This is a genomic window from Flavobacterium sp. ACN6 (assembly GCF_002304005.1).
Taxonomy (GTDB): domain Bacteria; phylum Bacteroidota; class Bacteroidia; order Flavobacteriales; family Flavobacteriaceae; genus Flavobacterium.
In genome coordinates, this window is sequence record NZ_MRCQ01000006.1 from 167,005 (window position 1) to 184,084 (window position 17,080).

Consider the following 17,080-nt stretch of genomic DNA (forward strand, 5'->3'; position numbering starts at 1 on the left):
TCGAGCACATTTTTATGAATTTATTTGTTTTATCAAAATATAATCTATAGTTTCGTACAATCAAAACCCAAAATCAAAGTAAATTTACTAATCAAAATATACTTTAAAACATTGTTTTTTAGTATTTTAATAGCTTCTTTTTAAATGAGGAAAATTACAGCTTCAGCGCCGGGTAGAACCTGTCTTTTTGGAGATCATCAAGATTATTTAGGACTTCCTGTAATAGCCTGCGCCATAGATAGAAATATAAAATTAATTGCTGAGGAAAATAAGACCGAATCGTTTGTTCTAAATATGATTGATATTGACGAAATTCGAGTTATAGACATTCATGCATCTTTTGAAAAATTAGAACCACGAGATTATTTTGCTTCTTCCCTTCGCGTTTTACGAAGATACGGCTGTAAACCTAGCACAGGCTACACGATTACCATTACTGGAGACATTCCAATTAATTCTGGAACATCGAGTTCGTCGGCTTTATTAATGGCTTGGATCCGATTTCTGATTGAAGCTTTTGGAATCGATCATGAAGTTACACCAGAATTCCTTTCGAAATTAGGATACGAATCTGAAGTTTTGGAACATGCAGAACCTGGCGGCATGATGGATCATTTTAGTATTGGAGTAGGGAATATCGTTTATATTAACACCAAAAAACCTTTCTCTTTTGATGTGATCGGAACAGAGTTAAAAGGTTTAATAACTGGAGTTTCGGGAGTTCCTAAAGAGACAATTGGATTAATTGGCGAGTTAAAAGGAAATGCGCTGATGGCAATTGATGTTGTAAAACAAAATCATCTCCATTTTGATCTAAATGCTTCAGAAATTGAAGATTTAGATCAATATCGAAATTGTCTTCCAGATCGTTTGATTCCCTATTTTGAAGCAGCGATTAAAAACTATCATTATACGAAGGAAGCCTTAAAAGAATTTGAAAAACCAGTTTTAGACCTTGAAAAAATTGGTGCTTTAATGAATGGTCACCATGAAGTATTGCGTGATCTTCTCAAAATAACCGTTCCTAGAATTGATGCCATGATTAATGCAGCCTTAAAAGCGGGAGCATACGGAGCAAAAATTGTGGGTTCTGGCGGAGGAGGAAGTATTGTTGTGATTGCCGATCCTAAAAATGAAGATGCAGTAATAAGAGCAATTTTAAATGCGGGAGCAGAAGAGGCCTATGTGGTGAATGTGGATCCCGGAGTACGAATTATTGATAATATTGAAATTTTAAAATAAGATGCACGACAATTTAGTGATTTTAGCAGGCGGCGCTTCTTCGCGCATGAAAAAAGAAGCAGTTTTAGATAATTTATCTCCAGAAGAAATAGCGCAGGCTAACGAAAGAAGCAAAGGTTTAATTGGTGTCGGCGCAAGTGGAAGACCTCTTTTAGATTATCTTTTGTGGAATGCAAAAAAAGCAGGTTACAAAAATATCTACATTATTATAGGTGAACAAGGAGAATTGTTTAAAGAGTTTTACGGAACCAAAATGAAAAATAATGATTTTCACGGTCTCAATATTTCTTTTGCAGTTCAATATATTCCTGAGGGAAGAGTGAAGCCTTTTGGAACTGCAGATGCTTTGTTTCAGGCTGTAGAACAATATCCGGAATTGAATTCTCAATTTTATTCGGTTTGCAACAGCGATAATTTGTATTCTGCAGAAGCACTGCGCGCATTAAGAGAAACAGAAAGTCCGAACGCTTTTATTAGTTATGACCGCGATGCAATGGAATTTCCGCAAGAACGTATTTCACGTTTTGCAATTGCAAAATTAGATCAGAATAAGCAGTTACTGGATATTCTGGAAAAGCCTTCAGAAGACGTTTTGGAACACTATAAAGACAGCGAAGGAAAAATAAGAGTAAGTATGAATGCTTTTAAGTTTAACGGTAAGACATTATTTATACATCTTAAAAATTGTCCGGTTCATCCGGAGCGTGATGAGAAAGAATTACCAACTGTTCTTTTAAACTCCGTAAAGGAAAATCCGAATACTACAGTTGGAATTCCGTTCTCAGAGCATGTTCCCGACTTAACTGCCAAAGAAGATATTGCCGATGTAAAAGCATATTTGGCAAAATATTACCCTTATTTAAATTGGGACAATAAAAATTAACAAAATATTCATATCTAAATTAGAGATTAAGGAAAATTAATGTACTACTTTTGTTTTGCAAAAAAAATGCAGATATTTGCATAAATTACGCATCAGGTAATTAAAGCGTTGATTCTAATTTAGATTTTGAAAAAATTAAATCTACTAACCAATCAACCCAAAAATTATGACAAACATTCAGAGTGCAATACAGTTAGAGAAAAAGAATACCATTGTTCCAATGGTTATTTTAACCTTGTTGTTTTTTATCTTAGGGTTTGTAACCTGGCTTAACGGACCACTAATTCCGTTTTTTGAATTGGCTTGCGAATTGTCTTCTTCTCAAGCTTACTTTGTAACATTCGCCTTTTATATAGCTTATTTTGTAATGGCAATTCCGTCTTCCTATATTATTGAAAAAGTGGGATATAAAAACGGAATTTCTTTAGGACTTTTAATAATAGCTGCTGGAGCTTTTATGTTTTATCCTGCAGCTGCAAGCCGAACATTTATTTTATTTTTACTGGCTTTGTTTGTAATGGGGACAGGCTTGGCAGTTTTACAAACAGCATCCAATCCGTACGTTGTGGTAATTGGCCCAAGAGAAAGTGCTGCGGCAAGAATCAGCGTTTTGGGTATTGCAAATAAACTTGCAGGATTTGTAGCGCCAATTGTGCTTACGGTTTTGGTATTGTCAAATATGCAGGATTTTACAGCAGACAAAATAGCCTTGATGGATGAAGCTGCAAAAACAAACGCCCTAAATTCTCTTGCATTGCAATTACAAAGACCGTATCTTTATATGGGTTTGATAATTACTGTTTTAGCTTTATTGGTAAAATTTTCTCCTTTACCGGAAATTGATTTGGATGAAGAAGGAAATGTTGCTCATTTAAGTATTTTTAAACAAATCAAAAATGCATTCAGGCATCCGCAGCTGGTTTTAGGAGTTATTACATTAATGTTGTATTTGTCTGCCGAAGTTTTAGCAGGAGATTCTATCGGAGGTTTCGGTAAACAATTGGGAGTGTATGGTAATAATGGGAATTTCTATCTAAAATTAACTTCGTTTACCATGTCTGCAATGGTTATTGGGTATATATTGGGAATAGTTTTAATACCTAAATATGTTTCGCAGGTCTCCGCTTTAAAAATTTCAGGAATATTAGGTATACTGCTGGTTTTTGCAATTGTTTTGGTTTCGCCAAAAATTATGATTGCATTGCCGGGAATTCCAAATATACCGTTGGTAATTTTTTTTGTAGCACTTTTAGGATTAGCAAATGCTTTGTGCTGGCCTGCAATATGGCCAATGGCTTTGCAGGATTTAGGCGGTTATACAAAAATAGGAAGCGCGATTTTGATAATGGGAATTATTGGCGGTGCAGTTTTTCCATTGTTTTACGGAATGATTACGGAAAGCATAAATGCTTCAATTGTTGCAAAAAATATGCAAAATGTTTCTAGAAGCGGTAATCAGGTAGCGTATTTAATGTTGCTTCCGTCCTATGCAATGATTTTATTTTATGCTGTAAAAGGGCATAAATACAGGAAATGGAGTAGTTGAATAAGAAAATAAAAATAATATATCATGTTAAAAAGTAAAATTGACAAAGCAACAGGTTTCGAAAAAAGATTCGAAAACATTAATACAGTTGTTTTTGAGAACTCAACAGAAGCTTCAAAAGAAGTAGCGCAGGAAATTGCAGCTTTAATCAAAGAAAAACAGAAAGAAGGCAAACCTTGTATTTTAGGATTGGCTACAGGTTCTTCTCCAAAAGGATTATATGCAGAATTGGTTCGTCTTCATAAAGAAGAAGACTTGAGTTTTAAAAACGTAATTAGTTTTAATTTGGATGAATACTATCCAATGGAGCCAAATTCTATCAACAGTTATGTTCGTTTTATGAAAGAACTGTTGTTTGATCATGTCGATATTCTACCTGAAAACGCTCACGTTCCAGATGGACTTTTAACAAAAGAACAAATTGCAGATTATTGTCATGAATATGAAGCTAAAATCGAAGCTTTAGGCGGAATCGATTTGCAGATTCTTGGAATTGGAGGAAACGGACATATCGGTTTTAACGAGTCTGGTTCACTTCAGAACTCTAAAACTCGTTTGGTTGCGTTAGATCATATTACGAGAGTTGCGGCAAGTAAAGATTTCTTCGGTTTAAATAATACGCCAAGAACTGCGATTACACTTGGAGTGAAAAAAATCATGGAAGCTAAAAGAGTAATCTTATTGGCTTGGGGTGAAGGAAAAGCAAATGTTGTCAAAAAATCTGTTGAAGACGAAGTTACAAACAGAGTTCCTGCTTCATTTTTGCAAGAGCATAATAATGCAGTTTTTATTTTAGATAAAGAAGCTTCTTCAAAATTAACGAGAGTTAATAAACCTTGGCTGGTAGAAAAAATCGTTTGGACAGATAAATTAACTCGTAAAGCAGTTTTAGGATTGGCATTAGATCTTAAAAAACCAATTTTAATGCTTACAGATGCTGATTATATCGAAAATGGTATGAGCGATTTGCTGGCAGATTCTGGTCCAGCTTACGATATCAATATTAATATTTTTAATAAATTACAGAACACCATTACAGGATGGCCAGGTGGAAAACCAGATGCAGACGATTCTAACCGTCCAGAAAGAGCTGAGCCTGCTAAAAAACGTGTATTAATTTTCAGTCCGCATCCAGATGATGATATTATCAGTATGGGAGGAACTTTTATGCGTTTGCAAAATCAAGGACATGAAGTGCATGTGGCGTACCAAACTTCTGGAAATATTGCTGTTGCAGATGATGAAGCATTGCGTTTTGCAAGATTCGTAATTGATTACAACGAAAAATTCGGAATCAAAAGTGAAGAAGCAGATAATATTTACAAAAAAGCACATTCATTTTTAGAGAATAAAAACAACAGTGAAATTGACATTCCTGAAGTTCGTTACATTAAAGGTTTAATTAGAAAAGGAGAGGCGAGAGCGACGAGTCATTTTGTGGGTCTTCCTGACAGTCAGATTCATTTTATGGAATTGCCTTTCTACGAAACTGGAACAATTGAGAAAAAACCAATTGGTGCAGAAGATATTCAGCTGACAGTTGATTTAATTGAAAAAATTAAACCGCACCAAATTTATGCTGCTGGAGATTTAGCAGATCCACACGGAACACATAAAGTTTGTTTGGATGCTATTTTTGAAGCTGTAAAAATTTTAAAACCAAAATCATTTATGGATGACTGCTGGTTATGGTTGTACAGAGGTGCTTGGCAAGAATGGGGAATTGACGAAGTTGAAATGGCAGTTCCGATGAGTCCAGACCAAGTTTTAGAAAAACGTCACGGAATCTTCAAACACCAATCACAAAAAGACGGAGTTGTTTTTCAAGGAACAGATGCAAGAGAGTTCTGGCAGAGAGCAGAAGACAGAAACCGCGAAACAGCAGCTTTATATCACCAATTAGGTTTAGCGACTTATGCAGCGATGGAAGCTTTCGTGAGATGGCATTATTAACAGTCTTAGTTAACAGTCTCAGTTAACAGTGTCAGTTATCAGTCGGTGTGATCTGCGACTGAAAACTGCAACTAAAAACTGCGACTGAAAACTTTGTTTACATAATAATTTGAAGCAGGAAGAGAGAATCGAAAAAGGTTCTTTTTTCTTGCTTCTTTTTTTTAAGATGCTATCCCGACACTTCGGGACTAAGATTATGAGGTTCTAAGTTTTTAATTTCTGTCTTCGGTTTTGTTTTAACTGTAAACTGCGACTGCGACTGAAAACTATTTTTTTAATCTGTGGCAAAAGAAAAAATAAGTGATAGTTTTGCAAACAATTGAGTCAGGAAAGAAGAAAAAAAAGTCTTTCATCTTGCTTCTACCTCTTTCTTCTTAAAAAAAAAAACTATGGAACAAGACAAAAAACTTCTCATAAAGTTAGCACATACCAAAATGCCTTTCGGTAAATACGAAGGTAAATTTTTAATTGATCTTCCGGAATATTATGTGGTTTGGTATCATAATAAAGGATTTCCAAAAGGAGAACTCGGACAGCAGCTGCAATTGATTTATGAATTAAAACTGAATGGATTGGAGGAATTGATTCGAAATATTAAGAAGCAGTATCCGAAACCATAAATATGTTAAGACAATAAACCTTATTTTGTTATTCTTTTGTCTTATTGTGGCTTTTTGCTAAATAATATATTTATAGTATTGTGGGTATATAATTAGCAGAAGAATGAGGGTAATTCAAAGTGCGTGGACATGTAATAAGCCAAGTTTGTTAACTACAAGTCTAGGTTGGCTCTCTCCTGAATATAACTTAATGGCTTGGACGTTGAGCTGTTTACAATTAAAAAAATATTATCCAGAATTAATTCTATATAGTGATAGTGTTTCCGCTAAAATGCTGGTTGATACGTTAAAGCTTCCGTACAGTGAAGTAATATGTAATCTCGATTCATTAAATATTTACCATCCTCAGCTTTGGGCACTTCCAAAGATATCAGCATATTCTCAGCAAGAAAAACCATTTCTACATGTTGATGGAGATGTCTTTATTTGGAAAAAATTCAATGATTCATTAGTGAAAGGAAATTTGATAGCTCAAAATATAGAAGCAGCTACAGATTATTATGAAAAAATAATGATTTCACTAGAGTCTGAATTGAATTTTTTTTCCAGATGAAATTCTAAAAGAAAGAAAGTCAAAAGAACAGATTTTAGCATATAATGCTGGAATATTTGGAGGAAGTGATATTTCCTTTTTTAAAGAATATACTGAAAAATCCTTTGATTTTGTTGGGAAAAACACATTAAATCTTTCCAAAATAAATGTTTCAAACTTCAATATATTTTTTGAACAATATCTTTTTTATTGTTTAGCAAAGAAGTATAAGAAAAAAGTGAGGGTATTAATATCAAAGATAATTGGTGACAACCAATATAGAGGTTTTGGTGATTTTGAGAGAGTTCCATATAATAATGATTATATACATCTATTAGGAAGCTATAAGCGTAATGATTTTGTTTGTAAGCAGATGGCTAATAGACTTCGGCAGGATTATCCAGAATACTATTATCGAATAATAGATTTATTTAAAAGAAATAAATTATCTCTTTATAAAGACTATTATAAATTAGGAACTACGACTGAAAATTATCTGTTACATAGATATAGAAAACTATTAGATAATGATTTGAAAAATAAAAAAGAATCATCTGCTAAGTCATTGAATTTTGATTTTAAAAGAAATCTCATAAAAGAATTAGGAGGTTTTAAGTTAAATAAAGGTCAGTTTATAGATTTTGAAATTTTTAGTTCAAAAATTGATGCCATAGTAAAAAAAGATTTCATGCTTTTTTCTAAAGATTATTTGTATCCGAGAGATTGTAAAGCGAACTCTTATTTTCAAAGTTTGTTTGAAAATAATATTGAGATTTACTCTAAAGTTTTAATGAGCGATAAAGATTATCGTATAATTGAAAGCAAATATAATTGGAGCTCTTTTATTGAAAAACAAAAGGTCAAAGATGAAAATGAAATAGTTATTTTAGAAGAATCTGAAACAAGTTTTTCTACCCTTATTATTCCCGAATGCGATCAAGACAGATTTTCATTAGTGTATGTTGATTCACTCGATATGCTTATTCTGGATATTTTAAAAAGGAAGAAAACGATTGGGGAACTAATGGAAGAACTTAAAAATTATTTCGACACAAAAGAATTAAAAAATAATTTTAAAGAATTTGAAGAGCTGATTTTTGGAAGAATACGATTAGGTCTTTATGCTAAATCCATAAAATATATAAAGTTATAATTAAATTTTAAATTTAACAAATTAAATAATGTTAATTAAATTATTATTTGATGTTTTTACTTACTATTAAAACCCTTTATTATGAAAACAATTAAGAAGATTAAATTTAGTGACATTAAAGGAATGTTGAAAAGAGATGGAATGAGGGAAATTATAGGCGGCTCTGGTGGTGGTGGTACTATTGGTTCCGGAGGTCAGGGAAATTATGGTTTTGGCGGAGGAGGAGGAGGTACAGCTTTAAGCAGTAATCCATTTGATACAAGTTTTACGGGCAGTAATTATGGTGGATTTGGTGGAAGTAATGTTTCTGGAGGAGGTGTTTATGGAAGTGGTTCTGTAACTGGAGCAGGTGAAAGTACATATCCAGGATCACCATATTATAGTGGTTCTGCAGGAACAAATAATTTAAATTCATCAACTTCTAGTGATAATTATAGCAGTACTGGTGGTTGGATATTTAATGGTGACGGTAGTAGAACAACTAATGATCCAACAGTAATAAGTCGTTATTTGGGTTTTTTAAATGCTAATAATGGTAATGTTACAAGCAACCAGATGTATGACTTTTTAAATAGAGAAGCTAGTGCTGGGGGAAGAGAAATAAATAGTAGTTATTTGCCAGGCATAGTTTTAAATGAAGTTCCTGTTGTTAATAATTACAAAGGGCCAAGTACAATTCCTCAAGGGGTGGTTTATGATAATGGAATACTTCATATTAATCCAACAAACAGTGGACAAGGAGGAGTTATTAATGGAACCTCACCAGTATTGACAATTTTTTCAAAATCCCAAGTTGTCGATGGTTTAAATAAAATTAATTTTTCGGAAATGGCTCTTAAAGATATTATAGATTGGGATCCTATAAAAAAAGATTTTAATCAAGGGATTAAATTTCAGTCAACGATGAAAGTAAATGCTGACGGAGTTTATTCTATTGCTTTATATGAAAAGTTGTCATTGACGACATATGATAAAGATAGTAATAAGTCTAAACATACTACAGTTGGTTTTGGGCATAAATTGCATGATGGAGCGATTAAATCAACAGATCTTAAATCGGTAACTTTTTATCAGTCGATATCTTTTTTAGCACAGGATATTATATCTGCTGAAAATGCATTGAATCAAAAGATTGAAAATAGAGATCTAACTGGACAGTTTAGTAGAAATCAATACTTGGCTTTAGTTGACATGACTTTTAATGGAGGAAATTTAGTTGATAATGTCTTAGATGCCATGAGAAAAGATATTTTGATGCTGAAATTTTTGTAAATAATCGAGCAATAACACCTGAACAAGCCAATTCAGAACTAATTGCATTAGGCTATAAAAAATAAAGATTATGAAAAGAGGATTTTATTTTTCAATTGTACTTAATTTAATTCTAATTGTTTTATGTTTTTTTCTTTATCAGAAAGAAATTGGATTGGAGAAGGAATTATTTTCTTTTCAAAAAGGGAAGAAAGTTCATGAGAAGGAGAAAAAAGAAAATCATATTGAAATGGATAAAAATGACCCAATTTTTATTTTTAACTCTAAAAAATTCGCATGTGATTCAGGAGGCAGTTCAAGTTATGAAACTAATTTATGTTTTGGTGAGAAGTTAGAATTTGCAGACAGCCTGTTAACAGAAGTTTTTAAAAATAAGATCTTATTATTAGATAAGTATGTTAAGATGGATAAGGAAGTAATCTCAAAAACAAAGGATAATACTTTTTTTGTAAAAGCTTTAAGGCTTAATACTGCACAAAAAGAAAATCTTATAAAATCTCAAAAATTATGGGATCAGATGAGGGTATTAAACTCTAAAGATGTTGAATTGGCCTGTGATGGGGGGACTGGGTGTTCTGGCTTTGTAAGTCGAGCGGAAACAAACTATGTTTTAAAACGAATAGAAGAAATCAAAAATATCAATGGATATAATTAGTATTTTAAGTCTTTTAGATTAAAAATAAAATGTAATGTTCAATTTTCCTCACGAATTTCAACTCGATGCAAAAGACTGTGGTCCAGCTTGTATTAAAATAATTGCTAAATATTACGGCAGGTTTTATAGCCTGCCTTTTTTACGTGATTTATGTGGTATTACAAGAGAAGGTGTAAGTTTTTTAGATATTAGTGATGCCTGCGAAAAAATAAGTTTGCGTACTAAAAGTATTAAAATAGATTTTGAAACTTTTAAGGCTATTCCATTGCCATGTATAGTACATTGGCAAAATGGTCATTTTATTGTTGTTTATAAAATAACGAATAAACAAGTATTTGTCTTCGATCCTGCAAAAGGTTTATTTCCTGAAAATTTATCTTTAGGAGAAATCAATAATAAGTATTTTAATTTTTTAAATGCCTTGTATCAATATCTTGATTATACCATTCAACAGCCGTACGAAGTTCAAAAACAAATAAATCTACAGTTGTTGGAGCTGCAAACAAAAAAGTTTAATCAATTAAAAAATGACTTTCAAAATCAAGATATAAAATATAAAACATCTAAGGGTCTTTTTAAAAATGATTCTACTCTTTATACAAAAAATGTAACTTCTAAAGCTGATATTGAACATTCTATTATTGCAAAAGCTAATAGCGAATTGGATTATAATGCTATCGATAAAGAAATTAGTAATACTAGTTATCAAATAAAAGAAGCTCAAAATAAAGCTCAGGTTATTGCAATTGAAAAAGCTTCAAAAGAAAGAGAACTTATAATTAATATGTTCAATAATTATTATGACTTAATCGATGTGATAAAAAAATGGGAACGAAATTACGTTTTTATTGCTCCGATTAATGGCAAAGTTGATTTTTTAAGTTTCATTAAAAGCAATGATTTTATTCAATCTGGACAAGAATTATTTAAAATTATACCCATGAACAATCAAATAATTGGTCAGGTTAATCTTCCCGAAAATGGTTCAGGAAAAGTGAAAGTTGGGCAAAATGTTATTATAAAGCTTAATAATTATCCTTTCAATGAATATGGATCTATAAAAGGCAAAGTAAGAAGAATTTCATTGGTAACAAATCAACAAACGCTTTCAGACAATCAGAAAAAAGTTAATTCTTATCTGGTAGATATAGATTTACCATTTGGTTTAAAAACAAATTACGGCGTAGAATTAAATTTTTATGCAGAAGCAAAAGGAAATGCAGAAATTATCACAGCAGATAGAAGGTTGATTGAGAGATTTTTTGATAATTTGAGACATAGTGTAAAATAATATTTAAAATAAGAAAACAGTAATTACCCTCAATTTAAATACATTCCTCAAAAAAAAATCCTAATAAATCCTTAAAATTATCGATTACAAAACCAAGTAATCGTTCTGTTTAAAAATTTGTAAATTATCTCATTCTGTAATTGATAAATTGTCTAATTAAATTTGTACTTTTGCCAAGTTTTTTACACAACTACTTACAAACAACAACAGAATGAATCAAACAAAATATATTTTTGTTACAGGAGGTGTGACCTCTTCGTTAGGAAAAGGGATTATCGCGGCATCTTTGGCAAAATTGTTACAAGGAAGAGGATACCGTACAACTATTCAAAAATTTGATCCATACATTAATGTTGATCCAGGAACACTAAATCCTTATGAGCACGGAGAATGTTATGTGACAGATGATGGGGCAGAAACGGACTTAGACTTAGGACATTACGAGCGTTTCTTGAACGTTCCTACTTCTCAGGCTAATAACGTTACTACAGGAAGAGTTTATCTTTCGGTTATAGAAAAAGAAAGAAGAGGAGAGTTTTTAGGAAAAACAGTTCAAGTTGTACCTCACATCACAAACGAAATCAAAGACAGAATGCAGTTGCTGGGTAAATCTGGCGATTATGATATTGTAATTACTGAAATTGGTGGAACTGTCGGAGATATTGAATCTTTACCTTATATAGAATCTGTTCGTCAATTGGTTTGGGAATTAGGTGAAAATAACGGAATTGTTATTCACTTAACGTTAGTTCCTTATTTGGCTGCAGCAGGTGAGTTAAAAACAAAACCTACACAGCATTCTGTTAAAACGTTAATGGAAAGTGGTATAAAAGCAGATATTTTGGTTTGTAGAACGGAGCACGAATTGTCTCAGGAATTACGCCAGAAATTAGCTTTGTTCTGTAATGTGAAAAAAGAAGCAGTTATTCAGTCAATTGATGCTTCTACTATATATGAAGTTCCAAATTTAATGCTTGAAGAAGGATTAGATGTTGTGGCTTTAAAGAAATTAGATTTACCTAAAAAAGCATCTCCAGACCTTAAAAACTGGAATACTTTCTTAAAAAGATTAAAAAATCCAAAGCAAACTGTAAATATTGGTTTGATTGGTAAATACGTAGAAATGCAGGATTGTTACAAATCTATTTTAGAGGCGTTCATTCACGCAGGTGCTGCAAACGAAACTAAAGTAAATGTAATTTCGATTCACTCAGAACACATTAATATTGATAATGTTGAGGAGAAATTAGGACCGCTTGACGGGGTTTTAGTAGCTCCAGGATTTGGAGAAAGAGGTATAGAAGGAAAAATTGAAGCTGTTCGTTTTGCACGTGAAAATAATATTCCTTTCTTCGGAATTTGTTTAGGAATGCAGATGTCTGTTATCGAATATTCTAGAAATATTTTAGGTTATGCTGATGCAAATTCTACAGAGATGAATGATAAAACGCCTCATCCTGTTGTGAATTTAATGGAAGAACAAAAAACGATTACCGATAAAGGAGGAACAATGCGTTTAGGTGCTTGGAAATGTGATATTAAACCAAATACTTTAGCACATAGAATTTACGGAGAAAAAACTATTTCGGAGCGTCACCGCCACCGTTATGAGTACAATAATAAATATGCAGATGAATTGCAGAAAGCGGGCTTAAAAGCTTCTGGAGTAAATCCTGATACAGGTTTAGTTGAGATCGTTGAGCTTGAAAACCACCCATTTTTTATTGGTGTACAATATCACCCAGAATACAAAAGTACAGTTGCAAATCCGCACCCAATATTTGTAAACTTTGTGGCAGCTGCGGTAAATGCGCATAAAAAATAATAATTAATATTCCAGAAGGTGTAACTTTTGAGTTAAACTCATTACTAATAACTTCAAAGAATAACTTTTTTAAATATAATGGAAGAAAAAAAATTTGACCTAAATTCGATCATTGGTTTTGTATTGATATTCGGAATTTTGATTTGGATTATGTACCAAAATCAGCCTTCTGATAAAGAAATTGCTGCTGAAAAAGCCAAGAAAGAATTAGTTGCGAAACAAGAAGCACAAGCAAAAGCTGATAAAGCTAAAACAGCATCACTACCAGCGGCTGCGGTAACTCCAGGCGATACATTACAATTGGCGCAATTGCAAAAAACTTTAGGAGGATTTGCTTATTCTGCAACACTTCCTTCTGCAAAAGAAGCTTTTACTACAATTGAAAATGAGAAGATTAAACTTAAAATCGCTAATAAAGGTGGTTATATTGTTGAAGCTACTTTAAAAGAATTCGAAAAATTTAAAAAAGGTTCAGGACAGTTAGTTGAGTTAATCAAAAACAACAATTCAAACTTAAATTTACAGCTTCTTACTACAGATAATAGAACTTTAAATTCTAAAGATTTATTTTTTGAACCAACATTAGAAAAAATTGGTGCAGACCAAGTTTTATCTATGCGTTTGAAAGCAGGTGCAAATGAATTTTTAGAATATAAATATATTTTGAAACCAAACGATTACTTAGTTGGTTTTGATATTCGTTCTCAAGGATTAAATAGAGTTTTAAATTCTGCTAAACCAGTAGATTTACACTGGGATTTAAAAACGTATAGAAACGAAAAAAGTATTTCTTACGAAAATCGTTTTGCTCAAATTGATTACAAATACAACGAATCAAAATACAGTAACGTAAGTGCGCACGGGCAAGGGAAAGAAGAAACTCCTGAAAAAGTTAGTTATGTTGCTTTTAAACAGCATTTCTTTGCAACGATCTTAGCTACAGAAAAACCATTTGAAACTTCAAAATTACAATCTGACGATTTAGTTAAAGACGAAAAAATTGATACTGTTTTTACAAAACAGTTCAAAGCAGATTTGCCTTTAGCATTCTCAAATGGTGAGATTGATTATAAAATGAGTTTGTATTTTGGTCCTGCAGATTATAAAACATTAAAAGCATACGATAAAAATTTCGAAAAAATAATTCCATTAGGATGGGGAATTTTTGGATGGATTAACAAATTTATCTTTATTCCGTTATTCGGATTTTTAAGTTCAACAATCGGATTGTCATTAGGAATTGCAATTATCATTTTTACAATTTTGATCAAATTGGCAATGTCGCCAATTACGTATAAGTCATTCTTGTCTCAGGCTAAAATGAAAGTTTTAAGACCTGATATTGCAGAGTTGGGAGAAAAATTCAAGAAAGACCCAATGAAGAAACAACAGGAAACAATGAAACTGTACAATAAAGCAGGGGTAAACCCAATGGCAGGATGTATCCCGGCATTGATTCAGCTTCCTTTTATGTATGCCTCGTTCCAGTTTTTCCCTGCAGCTTTTGAATTAAGACAAAAAAGTTTCCTTTGGGCAGACGATTTGTCTTCTTTTGACTCGGTAGTTAAATTACCATTCACAATTCCAATGTATGGAGATCATATCAGTTTGTTCCCAATTTTGGCAGCAATTGCAATTTTCTTCTACATGAAAATGACATCAGGAGATCAGCAAATGGCTGCGCCTCAGCAAGAAGGTATGCCGGATATGGCTAAAATGATGAAAATCATGATTTATGTTTCGCCATTAATGATGTTGATTTTCTTCAATAGTTATGGTGCTGGATTGAGTTTGTATAACTTTATTTCAAACTTAATTACAATCGGAATTATGTTCGTAATTAAAAATTACATTGTTGATAGTAATAAAATTCACGCTCAGATTCAAGAAAACAAACAAAGAGAGCCTAAAAAGCCAAGTAAGTTTCAACAGCGTCTTCAAGATGTAATGGAACAACAAGAAGCAGCAAAAGCTCAGAATAAAAAGAAATAAGAAGACATAAGAAGACATAGAATATTAAAAAACCGTCTCGTTAAAAAACGAGACGGTTTTTTTTTGTTTAAAATTTTGGCAGCAGCACCTTATCAATTACGTGGATTATACCATTAGAACATTGTACATCTGTTGCTGTTATATTGCTGACTCTGTTACTTGCGTCAGTAATTTTTGCACCGCCAGTAAGACCAATTGTGAAATTTTGATTTGCAAAGGTGTTAACTACCTGTCCGTTTGTCAAAGCAGTCGACTGTACATTTGCGCCGGCAACAACATGATATTTCAAAGTAGTTTCTAAAACATTTGCAGGGATTGCCGGCAGACCTGAGAATCCAGCTTCCGTTAAGAAACTTGTAAAAGCTGTATTTGTTGGCGCAAAAACCGTGAAAGGTGAATTTGCAGTTCCAGATAATATTCCAGCAAAACCAGATGAAGGATTATAGGTCAAAGCAGCAACAAGAGTGGAGAAATTTTTATTTGCCACAGCATGGTTAACAATAGTTGGAAGTCCGATCACGCCATCAACCAAATGTATAATACCATTTGAGGCTTCAATATCTGCAGTTGTTACTGTTGCACCGCCATTTGTTTTTCCCCCATTAATATCAACTCCAGTGCTTTTTTCAAGATACATACTAATCGTATTTGAAGTTGAGGCACTTCCTTTAGCTAAAGTTTTTACATATCCAGTGGTAATTTCGCTAGATTTTACCTTTGTGCTTAAAACGTGGTTGAGTAATATTTCTTTTAAGGCAGGTACGGGAACTTCATTAAGATTAGCGTAGCCGTTTGCAGCGAGGAAAGCACTAAAAGCGGTATTGCTGGGTGCAAAGACGGTATAAGAACCGGAAGCGTTCAATGTAGCGGCTAAATCTGCTTTTTCAAGGGCAGCAACCAGCGAGCTAAGATTTGGATTTGCTTTTGCAATAGACGTGATGGTTTGTTCTTGTTGAGTATCATCATCATCGTCATTGTTGCATGAAATTCCGACGAAAGCAATTAATGCTAATAAAGCAATTAATTTAAATTTGATTGTTTTCATGATATAAAGTTTTTTTTTGTTTGTTACCTACTAAGTTAGTTAATTTTGTTTAAGAAAATTCTTAAAACAATAAACAATTATTAAAAAAGAGCAAAGATTTAACTTTTGTTTTATTTGTTTTATCTCTTTGATTATTAATTAATTGAGTCTCTCGTAAGGCGAAAGATCGAATTGCTTTCTTTTTGTTTAGTTCTAAAGCTTAAACAACATATAAAATATATTTTTTGTCTAAAAAGAATCTGTTTATGTCAAAATGGTTTTATTTTTGCAATACTAAAACTCAATTTTAGTTGTTATATAGAAAAATTACTTATGAAAAATTTTTGGATTTTATTTTTGGTTAGTATTGTTGCTTATTCTCAAGATTTTAATAAGCTAGATGCTAATGGAAAAAAAGACGGATTATGGAAAGGTACTTACGCCGAATCTAAGCGACCTCGTTACGAAGGAACTTTTGATCACGGAAAAGAAACTGGTATTTTTAAATTTTTTGATGATACTAAAAAAGGAGATGTAGTGGCTACCAGAGATTTTAGTGCCAATGACGGAAGTTCGTACACTATTTTTTATGATCAGAGTAAAAACAAAGTCAGCGAAGGAAAAGAAGTTGGAAAGTCTCGTGAAGGCGAATGGAAATACTACCACAAAGCTTCTAAAGTTTTGATGACTGTCGAAAATTATAAAAACGGAAAACTGGAAGGTTTAAGAACCATTTATTATGCTAATGAAAAAGTGGCAGAAGAGATGATGTATAAAAATGGTTTAAAAGAAGGGCCATATAAAAAAATAGGTGTAGACGGAACGCTGCTGGAAGAATCTAATTTTAAAAATAACGAATATAACGGTGATGCGGTTTTTTACGATTCAGATAAATCTGTTGCTTCTAAAGGCAAATTCGTAAATGGAAAAAAAGCGGGAATGTGGCAGTTTTATCAAAAAGGAAAATTGGTAAAAGAAATAAACATGAGCGATCCAAAAAACACCAATAAAGCTTCTGAAAAAGGTCCAGCGCCTAAAAAATAAGCATATAAAGAATTCGTATGTACTTCATTAAAAATAAAATAGGCAAAG

At 32.4% G+C, this 17,080-nt stretch carries 14 protein-coding genes; 13 read left to right on the forward strand and 1 reads right to left on the reverse strand.

Going from position 1 to position 17,080, the window contains the following annotated elements; translation table 11 throughout:
- Positions 1 to 144 precede the first annotated feature (144 nt).
- From BSF42_RS11160 to yidC, 12 genes are all read left to right on the forward strand, one after another.
- Positions 145 to 1,242, forward strand: a complete 1,098-nt coding sequence (locus BSF42_RS11160; protein ID WP_095953173.1) for a mevalonate kinase — start codon at positions 145 to 147, stop codon at positions 1,240 to 1,242.
- 1 nt (position 1,243) lies between these two features.
- The gene (locus tag BSF42_RS11165; protein WP_095953174.1) at positions 1,244 to 2,125 is read left to right on the forward strand and encodes a sugar phosphate nucleotidyltransferase; all 882 of its coding nucleotides are present in this window, start codon (positions 1,244 to 1,246) and stop codon (positions 2,123 to 2,125) included.
- A gap of 166 nt (positions 2,126 to 2,291) precedes the next feature.
- Positions 2,292 to 3,671 carry a sugar MFS transporter gene (locus BSF42_RS11170; RefSeq protein ID WP_095953175.1) on the forward strand — a complete coding sequence of 460 codons (1,380 nt, stop codon included), beginning with the start codon at positions 2,292 to 2,294 and terminating at the stop codon, positions 3,669 to 3,671.
- Between the two features lie 24 nt (positions 3,672 to 3,695).
- On the forward strand, positions 3,696 to 5,624 hold the full coding sequence (gene nagB, locus BSF42_RS11175) for a glucosamine-6-phosphate deaminase (protein WP_095953176.1): 1,929 nt from the start codon (positions 3,696 to 3,698) through the stop codon (positions 5,622 to 5,624).
- A gap of 389 nt (positions 5,625 to 6,013) precedes the next feature.
- Entirely contained in the window at positions 6,014 to 6,244 is a 231-nt protein-coding gene (locus tag BSF42_RS11180; protein WP_095953177.1) for a DUF3820 family protein, read from the forward strand.
- 103 nt (positions 6,245 to 6,347) lie between these two features.
- Positions 6,348 to 6,797 carry a DUF6734 family protein gene (locus tag BSF42_RS11185; protein ID WP_095953178.1) on the forward strand — a complete coding sequence of 150 codons (450 nt, stop codon included), beginning with the start codon at positions 6,348 to 6,350 and terminating at the stop codon, positions 6,795 to 6,797.
- A gap of 31 nt (positions 6,798 to 6,828) precedes the next feature.
- Entirely contained in the window at positions 6,829 to 7,929 is a 1,101-nt protein-coding gene (locus BSF42_RS11195) for a DUF6734 family protein (protein WP_371615682.1), read from the forward strand.
- 81 nt (positions 7,930 to 8,010) lie between these two features.
- Positions 8,011 to 9,201 carry a glycoside hydrolase family protein gene (locus BSF42_RS11200; protein WP_095953181.1) on the forward strand — a complete coding sequence of 397 codons (1,191 nt, stop codon included), beginning with the start codon at positions 8,011 to 8,013 and terminating at the stop codon, positions 9,199 to 9,201.
- 70 nt (positions 9,202 to 9,271) lie between these two features.
- Positions 9,272 to 9,856 (forward strand): DUF1311 domain-containing protein, encoded by a 585-nt coding sequence (locus BSF42_RS11205; protein WP_095953182.1) that lies wholly within the window; start codon positions 9,272 to 9,274, stop codon positions 9,854 to 9,856.
- 34 nt (positions 9,857 to 9,890) lie between these two features.
- Positions 9,891 to 11,147, forward strand: coding sequence for a cysteine peptidase family C39 domain-containing protein (locus BSF42_RS11210; protein WP_095953183.1), 1,257 nt, complete (start codon positions 9,891 to 9,893; stop codon positions 11,145 to 11,147).
- A 211-nt stretch (positions 11,148 to 11,358) separates the two neighbouring features.
- Positions 11,359 to 12,972 (forward strand): CTP synthase, encoded by a 1,614-nt coding sequence (locus BSF42_RS11215; protein WP_095953184.1) that lies wholly within the window; start codon positions 11,359 to 11,361, stop codon positions 12,970 to 12,972.
- A 78-nt stretch (positions 12,973 to 13,050) separates the two neighbouring features.
- Entirely contained in the window at positions 13,051 to 14,964 is a 1,914-nt protein-coding gene (yidC, locus tag BSF42_RS11220; protein WP_095953185.1) for a membrane protein insertase YidC, read from the forward strand.
- A 67-nt stretch (positions 14,965 to 15,031) separates the two neighbouring features.
- Here the strand turns inward: yidC and BSF42_RS11225 are convergent, their stop codons facing one another.
- Positions 15,032 to 16,009: a fasciclin domain-containing protein gene (locus BSF42_RS11225; protein ID WP_095953186.1), complete on the reverse strand. Its 978-nt coding sequence runs from the start codon at positions 16,007 to 16,009 to the stop codon at positions 15,032 to 15,034.
- 312 nt (positions 16,010 to 16,321) lie between these two features.
- On the opposite strand from BSF42_RS11225, the gene BSF42_RS11230 reads away from it, so the two are divergent.
- A complete protein-coding gene (locus BSF42_RS11230; protein WP_095953187.1) occupies positions 16,322 to 17,032 on the forward strand; it encodes a toxin-antitoxin system YwqK family antitoxin in 711 nt (236 codons plus the stop codon).
- The last annotated feature ends 48 nt before the right edge of the window (positions 17,033 to 17,080 follow it).

Coding starts and splice junctions, on each gene's coding strand:
- BSF42_RS11160 (WP_095953173.1), top strand. CDS start 145: ATGAGGAAAATTACAGCTTCAGCGCCGGGTAGAACCTGTCTTTTTGGA.
- BSF42_RS11165 (WP_095953174.1), top strand. CDS start 1,244: ATGCACGACAATTTAGTGATTTTAGCAGGCGGCGCTTCTTCGCGCATG.
- BSF42_RS11170 (WP_095953175.1), top strand. CDS start 2,292: ATGACAAACATTCAGAGTGCAATACAGTTAGAGAAAAAGAATACCATT.
- nagB (WP_095953176.1), top strand. CDS start 3,696: ATGTTAAAAAGTAAAATTGACAAAGCAACAGGTTTCGAAAAAAGATTC.
- BSF42_RS11180 (WP_095953177.1), top strand. CDS start 6,014: ATGGAACAAGACAAAAAACTTCTCATAAAGTTAGCACATACCAAAATG.
- BSF42_RS11185 (WP_095953178.1), top strand. CDS start 6,348: ATGAGGGTAATTCAAAGTGCGTGGACATGTAATAAGCCAAGTTTGTTA.
- BSF42_RS11200 (WP_095953181.1), top strand. CDS start 8,011: ATGAAAACAATTAAGAAGATTAAATTTAGTGACATTAAAGGAATGTTG.
- BSF42_RS11205 (WP_095953182.1), top strand. CDS start 9,272: ATGAAAAGAGGATTTTATTTTTCAATTGTACTTAATTTAATTCTAATT.
- BSF42_RS11210 (WP_095953183.1), top strand. CDS start 9,891: ATGTTCAATTTTCCTCACGAATTTCAACTCGATGCAAAAGACTGTGGT.
- BSF42_RS11215 (WP_095953184.1), top strand. CDS start 11,359: ATGAATCAAACAAAATATATTTTTGTTACAGGAGGTGTGACCTCTTCG.
- yidC (WP_095953185.1), top strand. CDS start 13,051: ATGGAAGAAAAAAAATTTGACCTAAATTCGATCATTGGTTTTGTATTG.
- BSF42_RS11225 (WP_095953186.1), bottom strand. CDS start 16,009: ATGAAAACAATCAAATTTAAATTAATTGCTTTATTAGCATTAATTGCT.
- BSF42_RS11230 (WP_095953187.1), top strand. CDS start 16,322: ATGAAAAATTTTTGGATTTTATTTTTGGTTAGTATTGTTGCTTATTCT.